The following is a 19722-nucleotide window of genomic DNA, read 5'->3' as shown; positions in this document are numbered from 1 at the left end:
CAGATCCTTGGCTACGGAGCGGTAACCCGTCAATGGCGGTGGTTGGATGAACCGTGTGAGTGCTGCTGATGAAGTGCTGGACGTGGTGGACCGCGAGGACCGGGTGACCGGGCAGGCGCCGCGGGGCGAGGTGTACGCGCGCGGGCTGCTCCACCGGTGTGTGTTCGTGCTGGCCAGGGATGCGGCGGGGCGGGTGTTCGTGCACCGGCGGACCGCGTCGAAGCTGGTGTTCCCCTCGCACTACGACATGTTCGTGGGCGGGGTGCTGGGCGCCGGCGAGGACTACGCCTCGGCCGCGCTGCGGGAGGCCGAGGAGGAGCTGGGGGTGTCCGGGCTGCCGCAGCCGGAGCCGCTGTTCAAGTTCCTGTACGAGGGTCCGGGCGGGGCCTGGTGGTCGTACGTGCACGAGGTGCGCTGCGAGCTGCCGGTGCGGCCGCAGGAGTCCGAGGTGGCCTGGCACGCCTGGCTGCCGGAGGAGGAGGTGGCGGCCCGGGCCGACGGCGGCGCGTGGCCGTGGGTGCCGGACGGGCTGGAGGCGTACCGGCGGCTGCGGGCCTTCCGTGCGGCCGGGAAGCAGACCGGGACGCAGGCCGGGACGTAGATTGGCCGGGTGATCGACTTCGGCAAGGACGTCCGGCTCTGGTTCGCCCCGCAGCGGCTGCGGGACGAGGGCGAGACGCCCGACTACCGGTTCTCCCTGGCCAACGAGCGGACCTTCCTGGCCTGGATCCGGACCGCCCTCGCCCTGGTGGGCGGCGGCTTCGCGGTGGACCAGTTCCTGCCGGACCTGCGCTGGGGCGTGCGCGTCGGAATGGCCCTCGCCCTGCTGGGGGTGGGCGCGGCCTGCGCGCTGCGGGCGGTCAACCACTGGGTGCGCTGCGAGCGGGCGATGCGGCGGGGCGAGGACCTGCCGCTGTCCCGGTTCCCGGTGCTGCTGAGCCTGGGGGTGGGACTGGTCGCGGCGGTGATGGTGGTGGTCGTGCTGCTCGGCTGGACGGACGGGCGGTGACGGGTCCGTCCGCGGCCATGGAGGGCCGCGACGCGGGGCTCCAGCCGGAGCGGACCCGGCTGGCGTGGCGGCGTACGACGCTGGCGTGCTCGGTGGTGGCGGTGCTGGCGCTGCGGCAGGCGCTGCGCGGCTCGGGCGGCTCGGCGGAGGTGGCCGGGGCGGCGGTGATCGCGCTGGTGTGGCTGCTGTTCCTGTGGGTGGCGCACCGGCGGATCCGGGAACTGGCCGTGGCCCGGCCGCCGGGGCTCGCGCCGCGGGCCGCGCTGGCGGCGGTGGGCTGCGCGGTGGCGCTGGCGGTGTTCGCGGTGGCGGTCATCCTCTGAGCTGCCGGCCGGCCGTCGGCTGGGCATCCGCCGAGCCGGAGGCCGGTCATCCGCCGATCCGGGAGGGCCGGTCATCCGCCGATCCGGAGAGCCGGTCATCTGCCGATCCGGAAGGCCGGTCATCCGCCGATCCGCCCATCGGATCGTACGACCTGTCCACGCCACCGGGGGCACAACCGGCAAACCGGGAGGTAGCGCACTAGCCTCTGCGCCATGACGACCCTGCACCAGGAACACACCACGCACCGGCACGCGCACGGCCCCGGCTGCGGGCACACGGAGGTCGCACACGGCGACCACCTGGACTACGCCCACGACGGCCACCTGCACCGCGAGCACGCCGGCCACTGGGACGAGTGCGAGACGACCGCCCACACCCCGCACGACGGCCACGCGCACGCACACGGCGAGGGCTGCGGGCACGACACCGTCCGCCACGGCGACCACCTGGACTACCTGCACGACGGCCACCGCCACGCCGCGCACGACGGCCACTACGACGACCACTGACGGCCCCCCTCTCCCCCGGGCCCGGCCCCGGCTGGCAGGATGCCGATCACCAGTCGCAGCGACCCGGGGAGAACGCAGATGACCGCCGAGCAGCCGTACGTCGTCCAGCCTGCGGACGGGGTGTACGCCTACGTCCAGCCGGACGGCGGCTGGTGCCTCAACAACGCCGGCTTCGTCAGCGACGGCGGCCGGACGCTGCTCGTCGACACCGCCGCCACCGAGCGGAGGGCCCTGGCCCTGCGCGAGGCGGTCGTCGCGGCCGGGGTGCCGCTGCCGCGGACGGTGGTCAACACCCACCACCACGGCGACCACACCTACGGCAACGGCGTGTTCGCCCCGGAGGCCCTGATCGTGGGGCACGACAGCGCCCGCGCCGAGCAGCTCGCCGCCGGGCACCAGCTGGAGATGATCTGGCCCGCGACCGACTTCGGCACGGTCGAGATCACCCCGCCGGACCTCACGTACAACGACCGGATGACCCTGCACCTCGGCGCCACGGAGGTGCAGGTCATCCACCCGGGCGTGGCGCACACGACCGGCGACTCGATCGTCTGGCTGCCCCGGCAGCGGGTCGTCTTCACCGGTGACCTGATCTTCTCCGGGGGCACCCCGTTCCTGGCGATGGGCTCCCTGGCCGGTTCGCTGCGCGCGCTGGAGCTGCTGCGCTCCCTGGACGCGGAGACCGTCGTACCGGGCCACGGGCCGCTGACCGACCCCTCGGCGTACGAGTCCACCGAGCGCTACCTGCGGTACGTGGCCGAGCTCGCCCGGGAGGGCGCGGCGAAGGGGATGGGCCCGCTGGAGGCGGCGCGGGCGGCGGACCTCGGGGAGTTCGCGGCCTGGCGGGAGAGCGAGCGGCTGGTGGCCAACCTGCACCGGGCGTACGCGGAGGCGGCGGGCGCGCCGGAGGGGGCGCCGCTGGACATCGTGGCGGTGCTGCGGGACATGACGGTGATGAACGGCGGGCAGCCGATCCTCTGCCACGCCTGAGCCGGGGCCTCCAGGCTTTCGGGCCTCCAGGCTGTCGGGCCTTCGGGCCCCGGGCGCGGGTCGTCGGCCCGTGTCGGGGGCCCGGCGCACTGGACGGCATACCGACTGGTCGGCATGATGGCCTCCGTCACCGTCAACTTCCGTACGGAGGTGTGCACCATGACCTCAGCGCCTGCCCCGGCCGGCGACCCCCGGGGCCTCGACCTGGAGCGGCTGCGCGGCCAAATGGACCGCGTACGCCCGGGACTCCTGGCCGGGCCGCTGCACGGCCGGCTGATCGAAGGCGGCCGGTCGAACCTCACGTACGAGATCGGCGACGGGACCGCCCGCTGGGTGGTGCGCCGCCCGCCGCTCGGGCACGTCCTGGCGACGGCGCACGACATGCGCCGCGAGCACCGGGTCATCGAGGCGCTGCACGGCACGGCCGTCCCGGTGCCCGGGCCCGTCCTGCTGTGCGAGGACGAGTCGGTGCTGGGGGCGCCGTTCTACGTCATGGAGTTCGTGGACGGGGTCCCGTACCGCACCGCCGGGATGCTGGCCGCGCTGGGGCCCGAGCGGACCCGGCGCGTGGTCCTGGGCCTGGTGGACACCCTGGTCGAGCTGCACGCGGTGGACCCGCAGGAGGTCGGCCTCGGCGACTTCGGCCGGCCCGAGGGCTTCCTGGACCGGCAGCTGCGCCGCTGGGCCAAGCAGCTGGCGGCCTCGCGGGGCCGGGACCTCGCCGGCATCGACGAGCTGCACGGGGCGCTGGGCCGCGCCCTGCCCCGCTCCCCCGCCGCCACCGTCGTGCACGGGGACTACCGGCTCGACAACGTGCTGGTCGGCGGGCCCGGGGACACCCTCCGGGCGGTGCTGGACTGGGAGATGTCCACCCTCGGCGATCCGCTGACCGACCTCGGGCTGCTGGTGATGTACAGCTCCGACCTGGGGCTCGCCGACTCGCCCGTCAGCACGACGAGCGCCGCGCCCGGGCATCCGGCGCCGGCCGAGCTGATCGAGCGGTACGCCGCCCGCTCCGGCCGGGACACCGGGGAGATCGCCTGGTACACGGCCTTCGCCTGGTTCAAGCTCGCCGTGATCCTGGAGGGCATCCACTACCGCTGGACCCTCGGGCAGACGGTGGGCGAGGGCTTCGACCGGATCGGCGAGCTGGTCCCGGTCTTCATCGAGCACGGTCTGACCACCCTCCAGGAAGGCTGAGGCACCCCGCCATGGATTTCGCATTCGACGCCCGGACCGAGGAACTCCGCGAGCGGCTCCTCGCGTTCATGGAGGAGTACGTGTACCCGGCGGAGCCCGTCGCCGCCGAGCAGCGCGCACGACTGGCCTCGCCCTGGGACACCCCGGCCGTGTTCGGAGAGCTGAAGGCCGAGGCGCGCCGCCGCGGCCTGTGGAACCTCTTCCTGCCCGACGCGCGCTACGGCGCCGGCCTGGGCAACCTGCAGTACGCCCCGCTCGCCGAGATCACCGGCCGCAGCCCGCACCTGGCCCCGACGGCGACCAACTGCGCCGCCCCGGACACCGGGAACATGGAGCTGCTCGCGCAGTTCGGCAGCGAGGAGCAGCGCAAGCAGTGGCTGGAGCCGCTGCTGGAAGGGGAGATCCGGTCCGCGTTCGCGATGACGGAGCCCGAGGTGGCCTCCTCGGACGCCACCAACATCGAGACCCGGATCGAGCGCTCCGCGAGCGGGGACGCGTACGTGGTCACCGGGCGGAAGTGGTTCATCTCCGGCGCCATGAACCCGGACTGCCGGGTGTTCATCGTCATGGGCAAGACCGATCCGGACGGAGCCGATCCGCGCCGCCAGCAGTCGATGATCCTGGTCCCGCGCGACACCCCGGGCGTCGAGGTCCGCCGGGCGATGACCGTGTACGGGTACGAGGACCACGACCACGGCGGGCACGCCGAGGTGCTCTTCGACGGGGCGCGGGTGCCGGCCGCGAACCTGATCGGCGAGGAGGGTACGGGCTTCGCGATCGCCCAGGCCCGGCTGGGCCCCGGCCGGATCCACCACTGCATGCGGCTGATCGGCATGGCGGAGCGGGCGATCGAGCTGATGTGCCGGCGCGCGGTGGGACGTACGGCCTTCGGGAAGGAGCTGGCAGCGCAGGGCGTCGTGCAGAACTGGATCGCGGACGCCCGGGTCACGGTGGAGCAGCTGCGGCTGCTGGTGCTGAAGACGGCCTGGCTGATGGACACGGTCGGCAACCGCGGGGCGCACACCGAGATCCAGGCCATCAAGATCGCCACCCCGCGGGCGGTGGTGCGCATCCTGGACGACGCGGTGCAGCTGCACGGTGCGGGCGGGGTGAGCCAGGACTTCCCGCTGGCCGAGCTGTGGGCGGCGGCGCGGACGCTGCGGCTCGCGGACGGGCCGGACGAGGTGCACCAGCGCTCGCTGGCACACCGGGAGCTGAAGCGGTACCGCTGACCGGGCCTACGGGCGGAGGGCGCGCAGCAGCAGGTCGGCGAGGTGGTCGGCGACCTGCTGCGGGGTGAGCGGGCCGTCCGCCCGGTACCAGGTGGACAGGTGGTGGACGGAGCCGAAGTGGTAGTCCACCACCAGGTCGGCGGGGGTGGCGGTGGAGAACACGCCGGTGCGCTGGCCTTCTTCGATCAGGGAGCGGAACCGCTCGTGGTAGCGGCGGCGCTCCGCCCGCACCTGCTTGTACTTCTCCGGGCTGAGCTGGTGCATCGACCGGAAGAAGATCATCGCGTCGTCGAGGTTCTCGATGGTGGTGACCACGACGTCGGCCGCGGCGGCGCGCAGCCGGTCCTCGACGGGGGCATCGGAATCGGCCACCGCATCCAGGCGCTGCTGCTGGAGGCGCAGCATCCGCGCGTACACCTCGTGCAGCAGGTCGTCCTTGGAGCCGAAGTAGTGGTAGAGGGCACCCTTGGTGACCCCGGCCGCCTCGACGATCTCCTGGACGGAGGTGCGGTCGTAGCCGCGCTCGGCGAAGAGCCGCGTGGCCACGGCCAGCAGCCGCTGCGGCACCGGGGTCTCGTGGGTGCCCTCGGGCTCCGTGGTCCTGGCTGCCATGGCGCTGGCCCTCCCTTTCTGTTCCGCGGTCGGTGCGGCCCGTGCGGCCCGTGTGACCGGTGCGGCCCGTGTTGCCGGTGCGGCCGACTGTACGGCCGTCCGACTGTTTTCAGCCACGGTCGCGCAGTTCCCGTCGCAGGATCTTGCCACTCGTCGTCTTCGGCAGGACGGGCAGGATCTCGACCTGGCGCGGGTACTTGTACGCGGCCATGCGGGCGGCACAGTGGGCGGCGAGTTCCGCCGGCCCGGCACAGGCTCCGGGGCGCAGGCTCACGTACGCCTTCACGGTCTCCCCGCGGTACGGGTCCGGGACGCCGACGACGGCGGCCTCGCGGACGGCGGGGTGGGCGTAGAGGACGTCCTCGACCTCGCGCGGCCAGACCTTGAAGCCGGAGGCGTTGATCATGTCCTTCTTGCGGTCGACGACGTAGAGCCAGCCGTCCCGGTCCATGAACCCGACGTCCCCGGTGCGCAGTTCGCCGTCCGGGAAGGCGCGGGCGGTCTGCTCCGGCAGGCCCCAGTAGCCGGAGGCGACCTGCGGGCCGCGGACGGCGATCTCCCCGGTCTCGCCGAGGGGCAGCTCGGCGCCCCGGTCGTCGAGGATCCGGACGGCGGTGTCGGCGCCGGGCAGGCCGACGGCGAGGGTGCCGGAGGCGGGGTCGACGGGGGCTTCGAGGTGCGCTGGGACGGAGGCGACTGCGGCGGTGGACTCGGTGAGGCCGTATCCGTTGCGCAGGTGGAGGCCGTAGGCGGTGCGCAGCCGGGCGACGAGGGCCGGCGGGAGCGGGGCCCCGCCGGAGGAGGTCACCCGGAACGAGGCGAAGTGGTCCGGGGTGGCGGCGGGGTGGGCGGCCAGGGCCATGAAGGCGGTGGCGGGGCCGATGGTGTAGGCGGGGCGGTGTTCGAGGAAGGCGTCGAGGACGGTGCCCGCGTCGAAGCGGTGGGCGAGGACGAGGGTGCCGGCGTTGAGGAGGCAGGCGGCGAGTTCGCAGACCATGCCGGTGATGTGGAAGAGCGGTGCGAGGGCGAAGTAGCCGGAGCCCTCGGCGATCGGGTGGCCGCTGACCTGCCGCCGGGCGTTGTGGGTGAGGGCGCCGTGCGGGTTCATGGCCCCCTTGGGGGTGCCGCTGGTGCCGGAGGTGTAGCTGATGAGCGCGGTGTCGGCGGCGGTGAGCCCGGGGTCGGGCGGGGCCGGGTGGCCCTGGCGGGCGACGGCGGCGAGGTCGGCGGCGTCGGGGGCCTGCGGCTGCCGCCCGGGCCGCAGGACGCGTACGTCGTCGCGGGTCTGGAAGTCCAGCTCGGACGCGGTCAGGGTGGTCCGTACGGCCGTCCCGGCGGCGGCCTCGCGCAGGTGCGCCGGCCAGGCCCGGTCGTCGCAGATGAGCGCGGCGGCGCCGGAGTCGCGCAGGATGTGCCGGGCCTCGGCCTCCTTGTACATGGGGTTGAGCGGGACCACGACGGCCCCGGCCTTCCAGGCGGCGAGGACGGCCAGCGCGAAGTGCGGGGTGTTCTGGAGCAGTACGGCGACCCGGTCGTCGCGGCCGATGCCGCGGGCCGCGAGGTACCCGGCGACGGAGTCGGTGAGCGCGTCCGCCTCGGCGTAGGAGATCCGGCCGTCGAAGTAGGCGAGCGCGGTCCGCCCCGGGGCGCGGGCGGCGGCGGCCCGGAAGGCGTGCAGCACGCTGGGCGGCGCGTCCACGGGAGCGAGCTGGGCCGGGCTGAGGAGTTTCAGCCACGGCCTGGCGGCGTACGGGGAGGTCGACGGGTCCGGGTCCGGGGCCGGGGCCGGGGCCGGGGCCGGGGCTGCGGGAGGCGCCTGCGGCGGGGGCGGCGCCTGGGTCACCTGCCCTCCCATTTCTGCTGGAGGTGGTTCATGCCGTTCAGCCAGCGGTCGGGGTCGTTGGCGCGCGCGATGTGGAAGTCCGCCACCTCGGGATGCGGGAGGATCAAGAACCGGCCCTTCTCCATGCCGTCGAACAGTGCGTCCGCCACCGCTTCCGGCTCGATCGCGGTCGGCGCGAGGACGAGTTCGCCCGCCGAGCCCGCGGCCGTCAGCATGTCGGTGCGGACCCCCTGCGGGCAGATGGCGTGGACCCGGATGCCGCGGTGGCGGTAGGTCAGCGAAAGCCACTCCGCGAAGGCGAGCGCACCGTGCTTGGTGACACTGTACGGGGCCGCCCCGATCATGGTGAGCAGCCCGGCGGCCGAGACGGTGGACACGAAGCGTCCGCTGCCGCGTTCGAGCCAGCGCGGCAGCAGCAGGCGGGCGGCCCGGACGTGCGCCATGACGTTGGTGTCCCAGGCCGCCTCCCACACGGCCTCGTCGGCGAAGGCATCGCCGCCCGAGGCGAGGCCCGCGTTCGCGCAGTAGACGTCGACCTCCCCGCCGAGGGCCTCGCGGGCCTGGGCCGCGACGGCGGAGGCGTCGCCGGCGAGCGCGATCGCGCGGGCGCCGATCTCGCCGGCCACGGAGGCGGCCCGGGCGGCGTCGAGGTCGTTGACGACGACGGTGGCGCCCTCGGCGGCGAAGCGGCGGGCGAGAGCGGCACCGATGCCGCCGCCCGCGCCGGTGACGACGACTCGCTGGTCCTGGTACGGACTCGCGCTCGCGCCCATGCTCGTGCTCGTGCTCGTGCTCGTGCTCGTGCTCACGGGGATCACCTTTCCTGGCGGCGGTCGGGGTGTTGGGGTGCCGGGGTGCCGGGACGCCCGGCACACTAACCGGTCGGTATGTCGGGGTGGAAGGGGGCCGGGGCCTAGCGTGGCGGGATGACGCTGAGGCTGCCGCTGTCGCGACGCGGGCTGCTGGGACTGACGGGCAAGGCGGGCGCGGCCGGTGCCCTCGGGGCTACGGGCGCCCTCGGGGCTGCCGGGGCGTTCGGGGTTGCGGAGGCTGCCGGGGCTCCCGGGACTGCCGGGGCCGCGATGGGCACGGTGGGCGCGGCGGCCGCTGTGGGTGCGGCGGATGGCGAGGGGGCGGCAGGCCGGGTGCGAACGGGTTTCGAGGTGCTGGCCGCGGGCGGGTACGCCGTACTCGACGGGCAGCGGGTCGGGGTGGTCACCAACCCCACCGGGGTCACCGCCGACGCCCGCCACCTGGTCGACGTCCTGCATGCCGACGCACGGGTCCGGCTGGTCGCGGTGTTCGGGCCGGAGCACGGGTTCCGCGGGACCGCGCAGGCGGGCGACTCGGAGGGGGCCGGCCGGGACCCGGCGACGGGGCTGCCGGTGTACGACACGTACGGCAAGAGCGGGCAGCAGCTGGCGGACGTGTTCACGGCGGCGGGAGTCGACACGGTCGTCTTCGACATCCAGGACGCGGGGGCGCGCTTCTACACCTACATCTGGACCCTCTACGACTGCATGCAGGCGGCCGCGCTGGCCGGCAAGGCCGTCGTCGTGCTGGACCGGCCCAACCCGGTGGGCGGGCTGCAGGCCGCCGGGCCCGTGCTGGAGCGGGCGTACGCGAGCTTCGTGGGCCGGGAGCCGATCGCGCTGGCACACGGGATGACGGCGGCCGAGCTGGCGCTGCTGTTCAACGGGGAGTTCCTGGCGGCGAAGCCGGTCAGGCTGCGGACGGTGTCGATGGCCGGCTGGCGGCGTGACTCCTTCTTCGACGCGACCGGGCTGCCGTGGGTGCCGCCGAGCCCGAACATGCCCACCCCGGACACGGCGCTCGCGTACGCCGGCACCTGCCTGTTCGAGGGCACCAACCTGTCCGAGGGGCGCGGGACGGCCACCCCCTTCGAGGTGCTCGGCGCGGAGGGCATCGACCGGCGGTGGGCGGAGGCGGCCGATGCGCTGGGGCTGCCGGGCGTGTGGTTCCGGGAGGCGTACTTCACGCCGACCTTCTCCAAGTTCGCGGGGAAGGTGTGCGGCGGGGTCCGGCTGATCGTGCACGACCGGGAGGCGTTCGATCCGGTCCAGGCGGGGATCGGGCTGCTGGTGACGGCGCGCCGGACGTGGAGCGGCTTCGCCTGGCGGTCGGACCACTGGATCGACCGGCTGACCGGCTCGGACCGGGTGCGGCGGCTGGTGGACGCGGGCGCGGGGGTGGAGGAGATCGCCGACGACTGGTCGGCGGGGCTGGAGCGGTTCGCGGGGGTGCGGGAGCGGTACCTGCTGTATCCGTAGGCCCCGTATCCGTGGGTGCACGGGTATGGCCGGGTGGGGGCCGCAGCAGGATGCTGTACGCCACGGCAGGGCAGGACAGGACAGGACCACAGCACGACGGGCACGGCACCAGTGGGCGCGGCGCGGAGGGGGAACCCATGGCGGCGGGAACGGGCGGGGCGGCAGGGGCGGCGGGTGCGGCCGGGATCGGGGTCGGGTTCGGGGCCGGGGTCGGGGTCGGGGTCGGTCCGTATGCGGAGCTGACCTTCGACGCCGAGGGCGACGCGGACGGGGCGTCCGTGCGGGCGGTGGCGGCGCTGGAGGCCACGGACCTGCTGGTCTTCGCGCACGGCTGGAACAGCGACCGGTCCACCTCGACCCGCCTGTACGACCGCTTCTTCGCGCCCTTCCCGGGGCTGGTGGGGCCGGGGGTGCGACTGGGGTACGCGGGCGTCGTATGGCCCTCGATCCGGTTCGCGGACGAGCCCATTCCGGACTTCGAGCCCCCTGGGGCGCTCGCCGGACCCGGCGACGGAACGGCGTTGGACCCCGCCACCCGGGAGGCACTCGGGAGGTTCTGGCCGGGAAGGGATGCGGAACTGGACCGGGTCGCCGGACTGCTGGAGGAGCAGCCCGGATCGGCGGAGGCCCTCGCCGAATTCGGCGCGCTGGTACGGGAGCTCGCGGGCGGCGGGGCGGCGGCAGGCGCAGGTGGAGGCGGGGGCCTCGGCGGCGGTGCCGGTGCCGCGGGGGCGGTTCCCGCCATCTTCGCCGAGGACGTACGCGCGGTGTGCCGGGCGCTGGCCGACGGGCTCGCCCGGGCGGGCGGAGCGGCGGCCGAGGACCCCGCCGGGCCCGGGCTCGCCGTCGGCGGGGTCCCGCGCGGGCTGTGGCGCGGGGCGAAGGAGCTGCTGCGGCAGGCCACGTACTACCGGATGAAGAAGCGGGCCGGGGTCGTCGGCGAGCGCGGCCTCGGCCCGGTCCTCGCGGAGCTGGCACGGCGGCGGCCGGGCCTGCGGGTCCATCTGATCGGCCACAGTTTCGGGGCCCGGCTGGTGTCGTTCTCGCTGTACGCGGTGCCGGACGGCGCCCGGTACGTGAAGTCCGTGACGCTGCTCCAAGGGGCCTTCTCGCACTACGCGTTCGCCGACCGGCTCCCCCACGACGCAGGGCGCGGCGGGGCGCTGCGCGGTCTGCAGCACCGGGTCGACGGGCCGGTGGTGGCCTGCCATTCCGCACACGACGCGGCGCTCAAGGTCTTCTACCCGCTGGCCTCCCGGATGGCAGGCGATTCGGCCGGTCTGCTGGGCTTCGACCACCGCTGGGGCGCGGTCGGGTACGACGGGGTGCAGGCGATGCCGGGCGTACCGCGGCTGACCTTGGACGCGGCGCTGCGCGACGGCGTCCCGGCGGCCGGTTGCGTCAGTGTGGACACGGCGTCCGTGGTGCGGCGGGGCGGCCCGCCGTCGGGGGCGCACAGCGACATCTGCCACACGGAACTGGCCCGGGTCGTGGTGTCCGCGGGGCGCATGGGGCGCTGACTTCCGGCCATGTGCCACCCGTACGCCTCGACCGCCCCCGCATGCGCCTGCACCCGACCGGGCATGTTGGGCACATCTCACGGTGTGTCGTCGTGCGACCGAGCGCGGCGGCGCGGTGTGGACTTGGGCGCGCGAGGCGGAGGTGAAGGTGTGATGGCAGGTTTCCGGAGTCTGGCCTACCAGGTGCGGGATGCGCGCAACGACCGTGCCCTGCGGCGCCATTCGCTGCGCCGCTGCCTGGAGCGGTTCGCACCGTACGGGCACCGGGCGACGTGGTGGCATCTGTGCGACCGGCACGGGATCTCCCCGGAGGACCGGGCGGCGGACCCGCAGCGGCTGGTGGCGGCGCTGGAGGAGCTGGAGGAGGCGCGGGCGGTCTGGCTGGAGTACGAGCGGCAGTTCGCGGAGCGGCGGCGGCGCGAGAAGCACGACGGGCTGCGCCGGCCGGAGTGGGCGTGGAACGGCAGCGGGGACCCGGTGGTCCGCTGCGCCGACCCGGGGGTGCGGCCGGACGGGACCCTGGCCGAGGTGCTGCGGCGGCTGGTCACGGCCCTGGAGTCCGAGCCGGGGACGGGCTGCCCGGTCTGCGGTGAGCAGGAGCTGCACTGGCCCGCGCCGGTCCCGGCGCCCAGACGGGGGCCCGGGTCGGGACGCACGGCGGGACACGGAACCGGATCGGGGCGTGCCGCGGGGTCCGGGGCCGGGCAGCAACAGCAGCGGGCGGCCGGGAGCCGGGCGGGGCACGGGTCGTGGGAGGGAGCGTGGGCCTGGGACGGCCCGGTCTGCGCGGGCTGCGGGATCGTGGTGCCCAGGCCGGCGCTCACGGACTCGGCCTGGGCGTCGCCGGCGGGCGGAATGCGGACGGCGGTATCGGTGTCGGCCTCGGCCGGGGCGGCGTGAGCCTGCGGCTCCAGGTGTCGCTGAACGGTGCGCGCGGCGCCGCCGACGGTGCCGCCGTGCCGCTGTCCCCCGGAGACCTGGCGGAGTCGGCGCTCGGGGCGGTCGCCGCCGGGGCCGCGGAGGTGCTGGTCCATCCGCGGACCCCGTGCGGCCGGGAGAGCCTGTCGCCCCGGGTGGTGGGGCCGCTACTGGAGGCGTTGCGGGGCGCGGGGGTCTTCGTACCGCTTTCGGTGTGCGCGAGCATCGCCGCCGAGCCGGATCCTGCGGGGCGGCTGGAGCGGGTCCGGTCCTGGACGGTGCTCCCGGACCGGGCCGCCGTGCACTTCGCGGAGCCGGGGGCGGCGGAGCTGGCCCGGGCGCTGCTGGCGCGGGGCGTGGCGGTGGACGCGGTGGTCGTGGTGGGGACGGCGGGCGCGGCGGCCGGGGAGGGTGCGGCGGCCTGGCTCGGGTCGCTGGCGCGGTTCCTCGCCTCGCGGAGGCCGGAGTCGGCGGGTGTCGTGCGGGTCCGGCCCGTCGTGGAGCTGGCGGCGGTGCCCGCGGCATCCGGTCCGGCCGCGGTGGCGGGGCTGGTGGCCGCGCTGCGCCGGCGGGCGGTGGGGCCCGTGCTGGTGTACGGGCGGGAGGCGGCGGCCTGGCCGGTGCTGCGGCTGGCCGTGCGCTGCGGCGCGGATGCGCGGATCGGCCTGGGCGACGTACTGCGGCTGCCCGACGGGCGGCCGGCCGGCTCGAACGCCGCGCTGGTGGCGGCGGCGCGGGAGGCGGCCGGTGCCGGGGCCGCGGGCCGGAGGGGCGATACCGGTGGGGTGGGCGTTGGGATGGGCGTCGGGACGGGCGGTGGCGGCAGGGGTGCTACAGCCGCGAGCCGGTGAGCCGTTCGCCGAAGACGTCGTCCGGGTTGGACAGGGCGCAGTTCTTCAGGGACAGGCAGCCGCAGCCGATGCAGTCCGTCAGGTGGTCGCGCAGCCGCTCCAGTTGGCTGATCCGCTGTTCGAGCTCGCTGCGCCACAGGTCCGAGAGCCGGGCCCAGTCCTCTTTGGTGGGGGTGCGCTCCTCGGGCAGCTCGGCGAGTGCGTCGCGGATCGCGGCGAGGGGGATCCCGACGCGCTGGGCGGCGCGGACGAAGGCCACCCGGCGCAGGGCGTCGCGGCTGTAGCGGCGCTGGTTGCCGGAGGTGCGGCGGCTGCTGATCAGGCCCTTGGTCTCGTAGAAGTGGAGCGCGGAGACGGCCGCGCCGCTGCGGGCGGACAGCTGGCCGACGGTGAGTTCATGGATTTTCTCGGGAATCTGCGGCACAGGGCCGAGAGTAGTCGGCCCTGCCGGAATCCGTTGACAGATACATGCAGCCCCCGCATGCTGAGCAAGCGCTTATTCGTCTGGGAGAGGGAGAGGCATGGCTGCCGAGCCGAGGGTCTTCACGTCCGCCGAGGAACTGCGCGCCGGGATCGGGCAGACGCTCGGTCCGAGCGGATGGCTGGAGGTGGACCAGAAGCGGATCGACCTGTTCGCCGACGCCACCGGGGACCACCAGTGGATCCACGTGGACCCGGAGCGGGCCGCGTCCGGCCCCTTCGGCTCCACGATCGCGCACGGCTATCTGACGCTGTCGCTGCTGCCGAGCCTCGTGCCGCAGATCATGCGGGTCGAGGGCATGCGGATGGGCATCAACTACGGCACGGACAAGGTCCGCTTCCCGGCACCGGTACCGGTCGGCTCGCGGCTGCGCGCCACCGCCGTGATCACCGACGTGACCGAGGCGGGCGGCGGCGTACAGGTCGCGGCGACGGTCACGGTCGAGCGCGAGGGCGGCGACAAGCCGGTGTGCGTGGCCCAGTCGGTGTCGCGGTACTACTTCTGAGGCGGCACTACTTCTGAGGCGGTACTACTGCGGGGCGGGCGTCGCCGCACCCACCATGCGCAGGACGAGGCCGGCGTAGAGCTCGCCGACCTCCTCCGGCGTGCGGCGGCCGACGGTGTTGAACCAGCGGGCCACGTCGATGCACAGGGACAGGACGGCGAGCGTGGTGCCGGGGATGTCCGGAACCTGGAACTCCCCCGCCGCGACGCCGTCGGTGAGGATGCGGCGCACCACCGCATCGCTCTGCCGGCGCAGTGCCACGATTTCGGAGCGGTGCTCCGGAGCGAGGGCTTCGAGCTCGTACTGGACCACGCGCGCGGTGGTGTGGTGAGCCGCGTGCCACAGCACGAAGGACCGCACGGCCGCACCGAGCCGGTCGGCCGCGGAGCCCGGGCCGGCGGCCGCGGTCTCCAGGATGTCGAGCGCCTTGTCGTGGCCGATCCGGCTGATCCGGTGGAGCAGCTCTTCCTTGGTCTTGTAGTGGATGTAGAGCGCGGCGGGGCTCATGCCGGCCCGCCCGGCGATGTCACGTGTGGTGGTGGCGTGGTACCCGCGCTCGGCGAAGGCCTCGACGGCGGCGATCAGCAGCCGCCGCGCGGCGTCGGGGGTGACCTCCGACCAGGGCCGGTAGCCGCCCGTCGTCTCCGCCGCGCTGTCCATCGCTCGCCCACCTTCTCGTCACTGTCGGAAGGAATACCTTACCGGAGGGTGAGCAAGCGCTTAGCGTGTTGCGGAAAGGCCGGCCGGGACCGGACGGCCCCGGAGGCTCAGAAGGCGGAGACTCCGGTCCGGGCGCGGCCGATCAGCAGCTTCTGGATCTGGCTGGTGCCCTCGTACAGGGTCATCACGCGGGCGCCGCGCAGCAGCTTGCCCGCCGGGTACTCATCGATGTAGCCGTAACCGCCGTGCACCTGGAGGGCGTTGCCCGCGGCGCGCACGGCCGCCTCGGAGGCGAAGAGCTTGGCGGTGGACGCCTCGGTGGCGAAGGGCTGCCCGCGGTCGATCAGGTCGGCCACCCGCCAGGTCAGCAGGCGGGCTGCGTCCACGTCCACCGAGATGTCGGCGATCAGCTCCTGGACGAGCTGGTGGTGGGCGATGGGCCGACCGAACTGCTCCCGCCCGGCCGCGTACGAGACGGCTGCGTCCAGTGCCGCCTGCGCGATGCCGACGCACCCGGCGGCGACCGACATCCGGCCCTTGGCCAAGGCGGACATGGCCACCGAGAAGCCCTTGCCCTCGGGGCCGAGCATCGCGGAGGCGGGTACGCGGACCCGGTCGAGGACCAGTTCGGCGGTGGCCTGGCCGCGCAGCCCGAGCTTGCCGTGGATCTCGCGGCGGGTGAAGCCGGGGGGGTCGGTGGGGACGAGGAAGGCGGAGATCCCGCGGTGGCCGGGCTGCCCGCCCGTGCGGGCGAAGACGAGGGCGAGATCGGCCCAGGTGCCGTTGGTGATGAACATCTTGGTGCCGGTGAGGGCGTACGCGTCCCCCTCGCGCTCGGCACGGGTGGTGAGGGCGGCGGCGTCGGAGCCGGTGCCGGGCTCGGTCAGGCCGAAGCAGCCGAGCGCGTCGCCGGAGCAGAGGCGGGGCAGCCAGGCGCGCTTCTGCTCCTCGGTCCCCCAGGCGGCGAGGGTCTTGGCGACCAAGCCGAGGGAGACGGAGACGATGCCGCGCACGGCGGAGTCGCCGCGGCCGAGCTCCTCGGTGACGAGCGCGTAGGCGAGGTGGTCCCCGCCGGAGCCGCCGTACTCCTCGGGGACGGTCAGGCCGAGGAAGCCGAGGGCGCCGAGCTTCTTCACGATGGCCCGGTCCACGCTCTCGGCGCGGTCCCACTCGGCGGCGTACGGGGCCACCTCGCGGTCGGTGAACGCACGGGCGAGGCGGCGCACCGCGGTCTGCTCCTCGCTCAGCTCAAGGTTCACCGGGCACCTCCGGGGGTGGTGGGCGGGGCAGTGGGCGGGGCGGCAGCACGGGTGCGCGACAGGCCGCCCGCACTTTAACTAGCAGCGGTAGTTTCAGCGCGGGCAGGCCCTACTATGTGGCGCATGGCCAGACCGCGCAAGCCCCTGCTCAGCCGCGAACGCATCGTCGAGGCGGCGGGCGCGCTGGTGGACGCGGAGGGGCTGGAGGCGGTCTCGACACGCCGGCTGGCGGCCGCGCTGGGCGTCAGCGGCCCCTCCTTGTACAACCACTTCCGCACCAAGGACGAGATCCTGGACGCGGTGGCGGACGCGGTGAGCGCGCGGGTCGACCTGTCGATGTTCGAGGGCCCGGCGGGGGCCGGCCCGGACTGGCGGGAGGCGCTGCGCGCGTGGGCGCACTCGTACCGGGACGCGCTGGCGGACCACCCCAACATCGTGCCGGTGCTGGCTCGCGGCCCGGGGCGGCGCCCGGCGGGGCTGCGGCTGGCGGACGCGGTGTTCGGGGCCATGACGGCGGCCGGGTGGCCGCCCGCGCAGGCGACGCGGATCGGCGCGCTGATGCGGTACTTCATCCTGGGCTCGGTGGTGGGGTCCTTCGCCCGGGGTTTCGTGGACGACGAGGCCGCGTACGACCCGGCGGACTACCCGCACCTGGGCCGGGCCCACCTCCTGGCCGAGCGGCAGCGCGAGGTGGACGAGGGTGCGTTCGAAACGGGCCTGACCGCCCTGCTGGACGGCCTGGCCCTGCAGTTCGAGGCCCTGGCCGCGCGACAGGACGACTGACGCGCGGCCGGACCGGAACGCGGCGGCGGCCGACGACGGCCTACCGCGGTCCACGACGACCTGCGGCGGCCTACCGCGGTCCACGACGGCCTACCGCGGCCTAAGGCGAGCCACGGGCAGCCGACGACGGTCTAGAAGACGACGAGGGAGCGGCCGCCCTTGCCGGCCAGCATCGCGTCGAAGGCGCCGGGGATGCCGTCGAGGGTGATCCGGTCGGTGACCATCGAGCCCAGGTCCAGACGGCCGGCGCGGACGTGCTCGGCCAGCACCGGCAGGTCGCGGGCCGGGTCGCTGTTCCCGTAGACGCAGCCGGTGAGGGTGCGGGCGAAATGGAATATCTCCAGGGCGTGGAAGGCGACCTGCTGCTCCTTGCCGCCGATGCCGACGACGGTGGTGCGGCCGCCGCGGCGGGTGGACTCCCAGGCAGCGCGGATGGACTCTGCCCGGCCGACGCACTCCACGGCGACGTCCGCGCCCTGCCCGCCGGTGAACCCGCGGATCTCCTTGGCGGTGGTGTCGGAGGCGAGGACGAACTCGGTGGCCCCGGCCGCCCGGGCCAGCTCCTCCTTGGCCGGGGAGACGTCGACGGCCACGACCGGGCCCGCCCCGGCGATCCGCGCGGCCTGCAGGACGGCGAGGCCGACCCCGCCGACACCGAAGACGGCGACGGACTCGCCGGACCGCACCCGGGCGCTGTGGTGGACGGCGCCGTATCCGGTGAGCACCGCGCAGCCGAGCAGGGCGGCCTCGGCGAGCGGGATCCCGGCGGGCGCGGGCAGCACGCAGTTGGCCGCGACGACGGTCTCCTCGGCGAACGCGGCCACGTTGAGCCCCGGGTGGAGCGGCGTGCCCGCGGCGTCCTGGGCGTAGACGGCGCCGACCCCGGTGAGGGCCTTCGCGCAGAGCCAGACCTCGCCGATCGAGCAGTGGTGGCACTCCCCGCAGGACGGGGCCCAGTTGAGCACCACGTCGTCGCCCGGGGCGACATGGGCGACCCCCTCGCCCACGGCGATGACCGTGCCCGCGCCCTCGTGGCCGAGGACGGCGGGGACGGGGACCCGCATGGTGCCGTTGGTGAGGGAGAGGTCGGAGTGGCAGACCCCTGCTGCGGCGAGCCTCACCCGGACCTGTCCCGGGCCGGGATCGGGCAGCACGATCTCCCGTATCTCCAGCGGGGCTCCGACGGCGGGGAGGATGGCGGCGCGGACCATGGTCGATTCCGTCTCTCGGGCTCGGGGGCAGGGCGGGGCGGGGTGGGGCAGGGGTGGAGCAGGGGCGGTCGGGCGGGGCTGCAGACGGGTCAGAACTGCAGGGACTTGGTCTGGAGGTACTCCGCCAGTCCGTGCGGGCCGAGCTCGCGCCCGACCCCGGACTGCTTGTAACCGCCGAACGGTGCGAGCAGGTTGAAGCGGCCGCCGTTGATGTCCACCTGGCCGGTGTCCATACGGCGGGCGAAGGCGACCGCGGTCTCCTCGTCGGCCGCCCAGACGGCGCCGCCGAGGCCGTACACGGTGCCGTTGGCGATGCGCAGGGCGTCGTCCTGGTCCTCGTACGGGAGGATCGACAGCACCGGGCCGAAGATCTCCTCCTGGGCGATGGCCATCTCTGGCGTGACGTCGGCGAACACGGTCGGGGCGATGTAGTACCCGCGCTCGTACGGCGCGTCCGGGCCGCCGGCGACGAGGCGGGCGCCCTCCTCGATGCCCTGGGTGATGTATCCGCGTACGCGGTCGCGCTGCTTGGCGTTGACCACCGGGCCGAGGCGGGTGCCCGGTTCGCGGGGGTCGCCGCAGGGGTACGCGGCGACGGCGGCGGCCGCGAGCGAGACGGCCTCCTCGTGCTGGTCGCGGTGGACGAGCATGCGCGTGAGCGCGTTGCAGCTCTGGCCGGAGTTGTTCATGACGTGGCCCACACCCGCCGCGACGGCCTTGGCCAGGTCGGCGCCGGGCAGGATGACGTTGGCCGACTTGCCGCCGAGTTCGAGGGCGACGCGCTTGACGGCGGCGCCGGCCACGGCGCCGATCTGCCTGCCGACCGCGGTGGAGCCGGTGAAGGAGACCAGGTCGACCCCTTCGTGCGCGGCCAGCGCCTGCCCGGCGACCGGGCCGGTCCCGGTCACCAGGTTGAACACTCCGGCCGGGATGCCCGCCTCGTGCACGGCTTCGGCGAAGAGCTGTGCGGTCAGCGGGGTGTCCTCGGCCGGCTTGAGGACGAGGGTGCAGCCGGCGGCGAGAGCGGGCGCCACCTTGGCAACGATCTGGTGCAGCGGGTAGTTCCAGGGCGTGATGGCCCCGACCACTCCGACCGGTTCCAGCAGCACCGTCGAGTTCCGGATCCGCTCCTCGAAGGCGTACGAGGCCCCGATTTCGGCGAAGGAGGAGGCGACCGCGATCGGCGACCCGACGTGGACCGCCGCGGAGAAGCCCACCGGGGCGCCGAGCTCGGCGGTGATGATCTCGGTGAACTCGGCCTTGCGGGCGGCCATGGCGTCGCGCAGGGCCCCGATCAGGGCCGCGCGCCCGGCCGGGGGCGTGGCCGCCCAGCCGGGGAGGGCGGCACGGGCGGCCCGTACGGCCGCGTCCACGTCATCGGCCGTGCCGGCCGGGACCCCGCCGATGATCTGCTCGTCGGCGGGGTTGACGACCTCGATCCGGTCGCGACCGGCGGCGGGCCGCCACTCACCGGCGATGTACATCCCGTCGTGGGCCTTCATGGCATTCCTCCCGAGCACGCAC

Annotated in this window: 21 protein-coding genes; 13 read left to right on the top strand and 8 right to left on the bottom strand. The window is 74.7% G+C overall.

The annotated features are described in order from the left end of the window. Window positions 1-46: 46 nt before the first annotated feature. The 7 genes from ACIQUT_RS13410 to ACIQUT_RS13380 all read left to right on the top strand — a co-directional run bounded on the left by ACIQUT_RS13410 (window position 47) and on the right by ACIQUT_RS13380 (window position 5264). Complete coding sequence (locus ACIQUT_RS13410) at window positions 47-601, top strand: NUDIX hydrolase (protein ID WP_403562578.1); 555 nt, start codon at window positions 47-49, stop codon at window positions 599-601. A 9-nt stretch (window positions 602-610) separates the two neighbouring features. Next, window positions 611-1009: a YidH family protein gene (locus tag ACIQUT_RS13405; RefSeq protein ID WP_403562576.1), complete on the top strand. Its 399-nt coding sequence runs from the start codon at window positions 611-613 to the stop codon at window positions 1007-1009. A gap of 17 nt (window positions 1010-1026) precedes the next feature. Then, window positions 1027-1332 (top strand): DUF202 domain-containing protein, encoded by a 306-nt coding sequence (locus ACIQUT_RS13400; RefSeq protein ID WP_403563155.1) that lies wholly within the window; start codon window positions 1027-1029, stop codon window positions 1330-1332. 213 nt (window positions 1333-1545) lie between these two features. Next, on the top strand, window positions 1546-1842 hold the full coding sequence (locus ACIQUT_RS13395) for a hypothetical protein (protein ID WP_403562574.1): 297 nt from the start codon (window positions 1546-1548) through the stop codon (window positions 1840-1842). Between the two features lie 78 nt (window positions 1843-1920). Beyond that, window positions 1921-2832 carry an MBL fold metallo-hydrolase gene (locus ACIQUT_RS13390; protein ID WP_403562572.1) on the top strand — a complete coding sequence of 304 codons (912 nt, stop codon included), beginning with the start codon at window positions 1921-1923 and terminating at the stop codon, window positions 2830-2832. A 159-nt stretch (window positions 2833-2991) separates the two neighbouring features. Then, window positions 2992-4032: a phosphotransferase family protein gene (locus ACIQUT_RS13385; protein WP_403562570.1), complete on the top strand. Its 1041-nt coding sequence runs from the start codon at window positions 2992-2994 to the stop codon at window positions 4030-4032. Between the two features lie 11 nt (window positions 4033-4043). Next, the gene (locus ACIQUT_RS13380) at window positions 4044-5264 is read left to right on the top strand and encodes an acyl-CoA dehydrogenase family protein (RefSeq protein ID WP_403562568.1); all 1221 of its coding nucleotides are present in this window, start codon (window positions 4044-4046) and stop codon (window positions 5262-5264) included. A 6-nt stretch (window positions 5265-5270) separates the two neighbouring features. Here the strand turns inward: ACIQUT_RS13380 and ACIQUT_RS13375 are convergent, their stop codons facing one another. The 3 genes from ACIQUT_RS13375 to ACIQUT_RS13365 all read right to left on the bottom strand — a co-directional run bounded on the left by ACIQUT_RS13375 (window position 5271) and on the right by ACIQUT_RS13365 (window position 8492). Continuing rightward, the gene (locus ACIQUT_RS13375; RefSeq protein WP_179174746.1) at window positions 5271-5876 is read right to left on the bottom strand and encodes a TetR/AcrR family transcriptional regulator; all 606 of its coding nucleotides are present in this window, start codon (window positions 5874-5876) and stop codon (window positions 5271-5273) included. A gap of 109 nt (window positions 5877-5985) precedes the next feature. Next, window positions 5986-7731 carry an AMP-binding protein gene (locus ACIQUT_RS13370; RefSeq protein WP_403562565.1) on the bottom strand — a complete coding sequence of 582 codons (1746 nt, stop codon included), beginning with the start codon at window positions 7729-7731 and terminating at the stop codon, window positions 5986-5988. Beyond that, window positions 7716-8492 carry an SDR family oxidoreductase gene (locus tag ACIQUT_RS13365; protein WP_403563153.1) on the bottom strand — a complete coding sequence of 259 codons (777 nt, stop codon included), beginning with the start codon at window positions 8490-8492 and terminating at the stop codon, window positions 7716-7718. The genes ACIQUT_RS13370 and ACIQUT_RS13365 overlap by 16 nt, the downstream gene beginning before the upstream one ends. A 165-nt stretch (window positions 8493-8657) precedes the next feature. Here ACIQUT_RS13365 and ACIQUT_RS13360 point away from each other — a divergent pair, with 165 nt between their 5' ends. From ACIQUT_RS13360 to ACIQUT_RS13345, 4 genes are all read left to right on the top strand, one after another. Then, window positions 8658-10010: an exo-beta-N-acetylmuramidase NamZ domain-containing protein gene (locus tag ACIQUT_RS13360; RefSeq protein WP_403563151.1), complete on the top strand. Its 1353-nt coding sequence runs from the start codon at window positions 8658-8660 to the stop codon at window positions 10008-10010. A 137-nt stretch (window positions 10011-10147) separates the two neighbouring features. Beyond that, the gene (locus tag ACIQUT_RS13355) at window positions 10148-11530 is read left to right on the top strand and encodes a serine-threonine protein kinase (RefSeq protein ID WP_403562563.1); all 1383 of its coding nucleotides are present in this window, start codon (window positions 10148-10150) and stop codon (window positions 11528-11530) included. A gap of 153 nt (window positions 11531-11683) precedes the next feature. Then, window positions 11684-12430, top strand: coding sequence for a hypothetical protein (locus ACIQUT_RS13350; RefSeq protein WP_403562561.1), 747 nt, complete (start codon window positions 11684-11686; stop codon window positions 12428-12430). Further along, on the top strand, window positions 12427-13299 hold the full coding sequence (locus ACIQUT_RS13345; RefSeq protein ID WP_403562559.1) for a 3-keto-5-aminohexanoate cleavage protein: 873 nt from the start codon (window positions 12427-12429) through the stop codon (window positions 13297-13299). The genes ACIQUT_RS13350 and ACIQUT_RS13345 overlap by 4 nt, the downstream gene beginning before the upstream one ends. Here the strand turns inward: ACIQUT_RS13345 and soxR are convergent. Next, window positions 13280-13723 (bottom strand): redox-sensitive transcriptional activator SoxR, encoded by a 444-nt coding sequence (gene soxR / locus ACIQUT_RS13340; RefSeq protein WP_403562557.1) that lies wholly within the window; start codon window positions 13721-13723, stop codon window positions 13280-13282. The two genes, ACIQUT_RS13345 and soxR, sit on opposite strands and share 20 nt — an antisense overlap. A gap of 97 nt (window positions 13724-13820) precedes the next feature. On the opposite strand from soxR, the gene ACIQUT_RS13335 reads away from it, so the two are divergent. Beyond that, entirely contained in the window at window positions 13821-14285 is a 465-nt protein-coding gene (locus ACIQUT_RS13335) for a MaoC family dehydratase (protein WP_403562555.1), read from the top strand. 24 nt (window positions 14286-14309) lie between these two features. Here the strand turns inward: ACIQUT_RS13335 and ACIQUT_RS13330 are convergent, their stop codons facing one another. Together ACIQUT_RS13330 and ACIQUT_RS13325 are read right to left on the bottom strand one after the other, a co-directional pair. Continuing rightward, on the bottom strand, window positions 14310-14945 hold the full coding sequence (locus ACIQUT_RS13330) for a TetR/AcrR family transcriptional regulator (RefSeq protein ID WP_403562553.1): 636 nt from the start codon (window positions 14943-14945) through the stop codon (window positions 14310-14312). Between the two features lie 107 nt (window positions 14946-15052). After that, a complete protein-coding gene (locus ACIQUT_RS13325; RefSeq protein ID WP_403562551.1) occupies window positions 15053-16204 on the bottom strand; it encodes an acyl-CoA dehydrogenase family protein in 1152 nt (383 codons plus the stop codon). Window positions 16205-16327: 123 nt separating this feature from the next. Between ACIQUT_RS13325 and ACIQUT_RS13320 the strand changes: the two genes are divergently transcribed. Further along, window positions 16328-16987: a TetR/AcrR family transcriptional regulator gene (locus ACIQUT_RS13320; RefSeq protein ID WP_403562549.1), complete on the top strand. Its 660-nt coding sequence runs from the start codon at window positions 16328-16330 to the stop codon at window positions 16985-16987. A 131-nt stretch (window positions 16988-17118) separates the two neighbouring features. Here the strand turns inward: ACIQUT_RS13320 and ACIQUT_RS13315 are convergent, their stop codons facing one another. After that, complete coding sequence (locus tag ACIQUT_RS13315) at window positions 17119-18198, bottom strand: zinc-binding dehydrogenase (RefSeq protein WP_403562547.1); 1080 nt, start codon at window positions 18196-18198, stop codon at window positions 17119-17121. An 89-nt stretch (window positions 18199-18287) separates the two neighbouring features. After that, complete coding sequence (locus tag ACIQUT_RS13310; RefSeq protein WP_403562545.1) at window positions 18288-19700, bottom strand: aldehyde dehydrogenase family protein; 1413 nt, start codon at window positions 19698-19700, stop codon at window positions 18288-18290. Window positions 19701-19722 lie beyond the last annotated feature (22 nt).

This window comes from Streptomyces sp. NPDC090445 (assembly GCF_044769385.1).
GTDB lineage: Bacteria > Actinomycetota > Actinomycetes > Streptomycetales > Streptomycetaceae > Streptomyces.
This window is presented reverse-complemented; position numbering and strand designations above follow the sequence as displayed.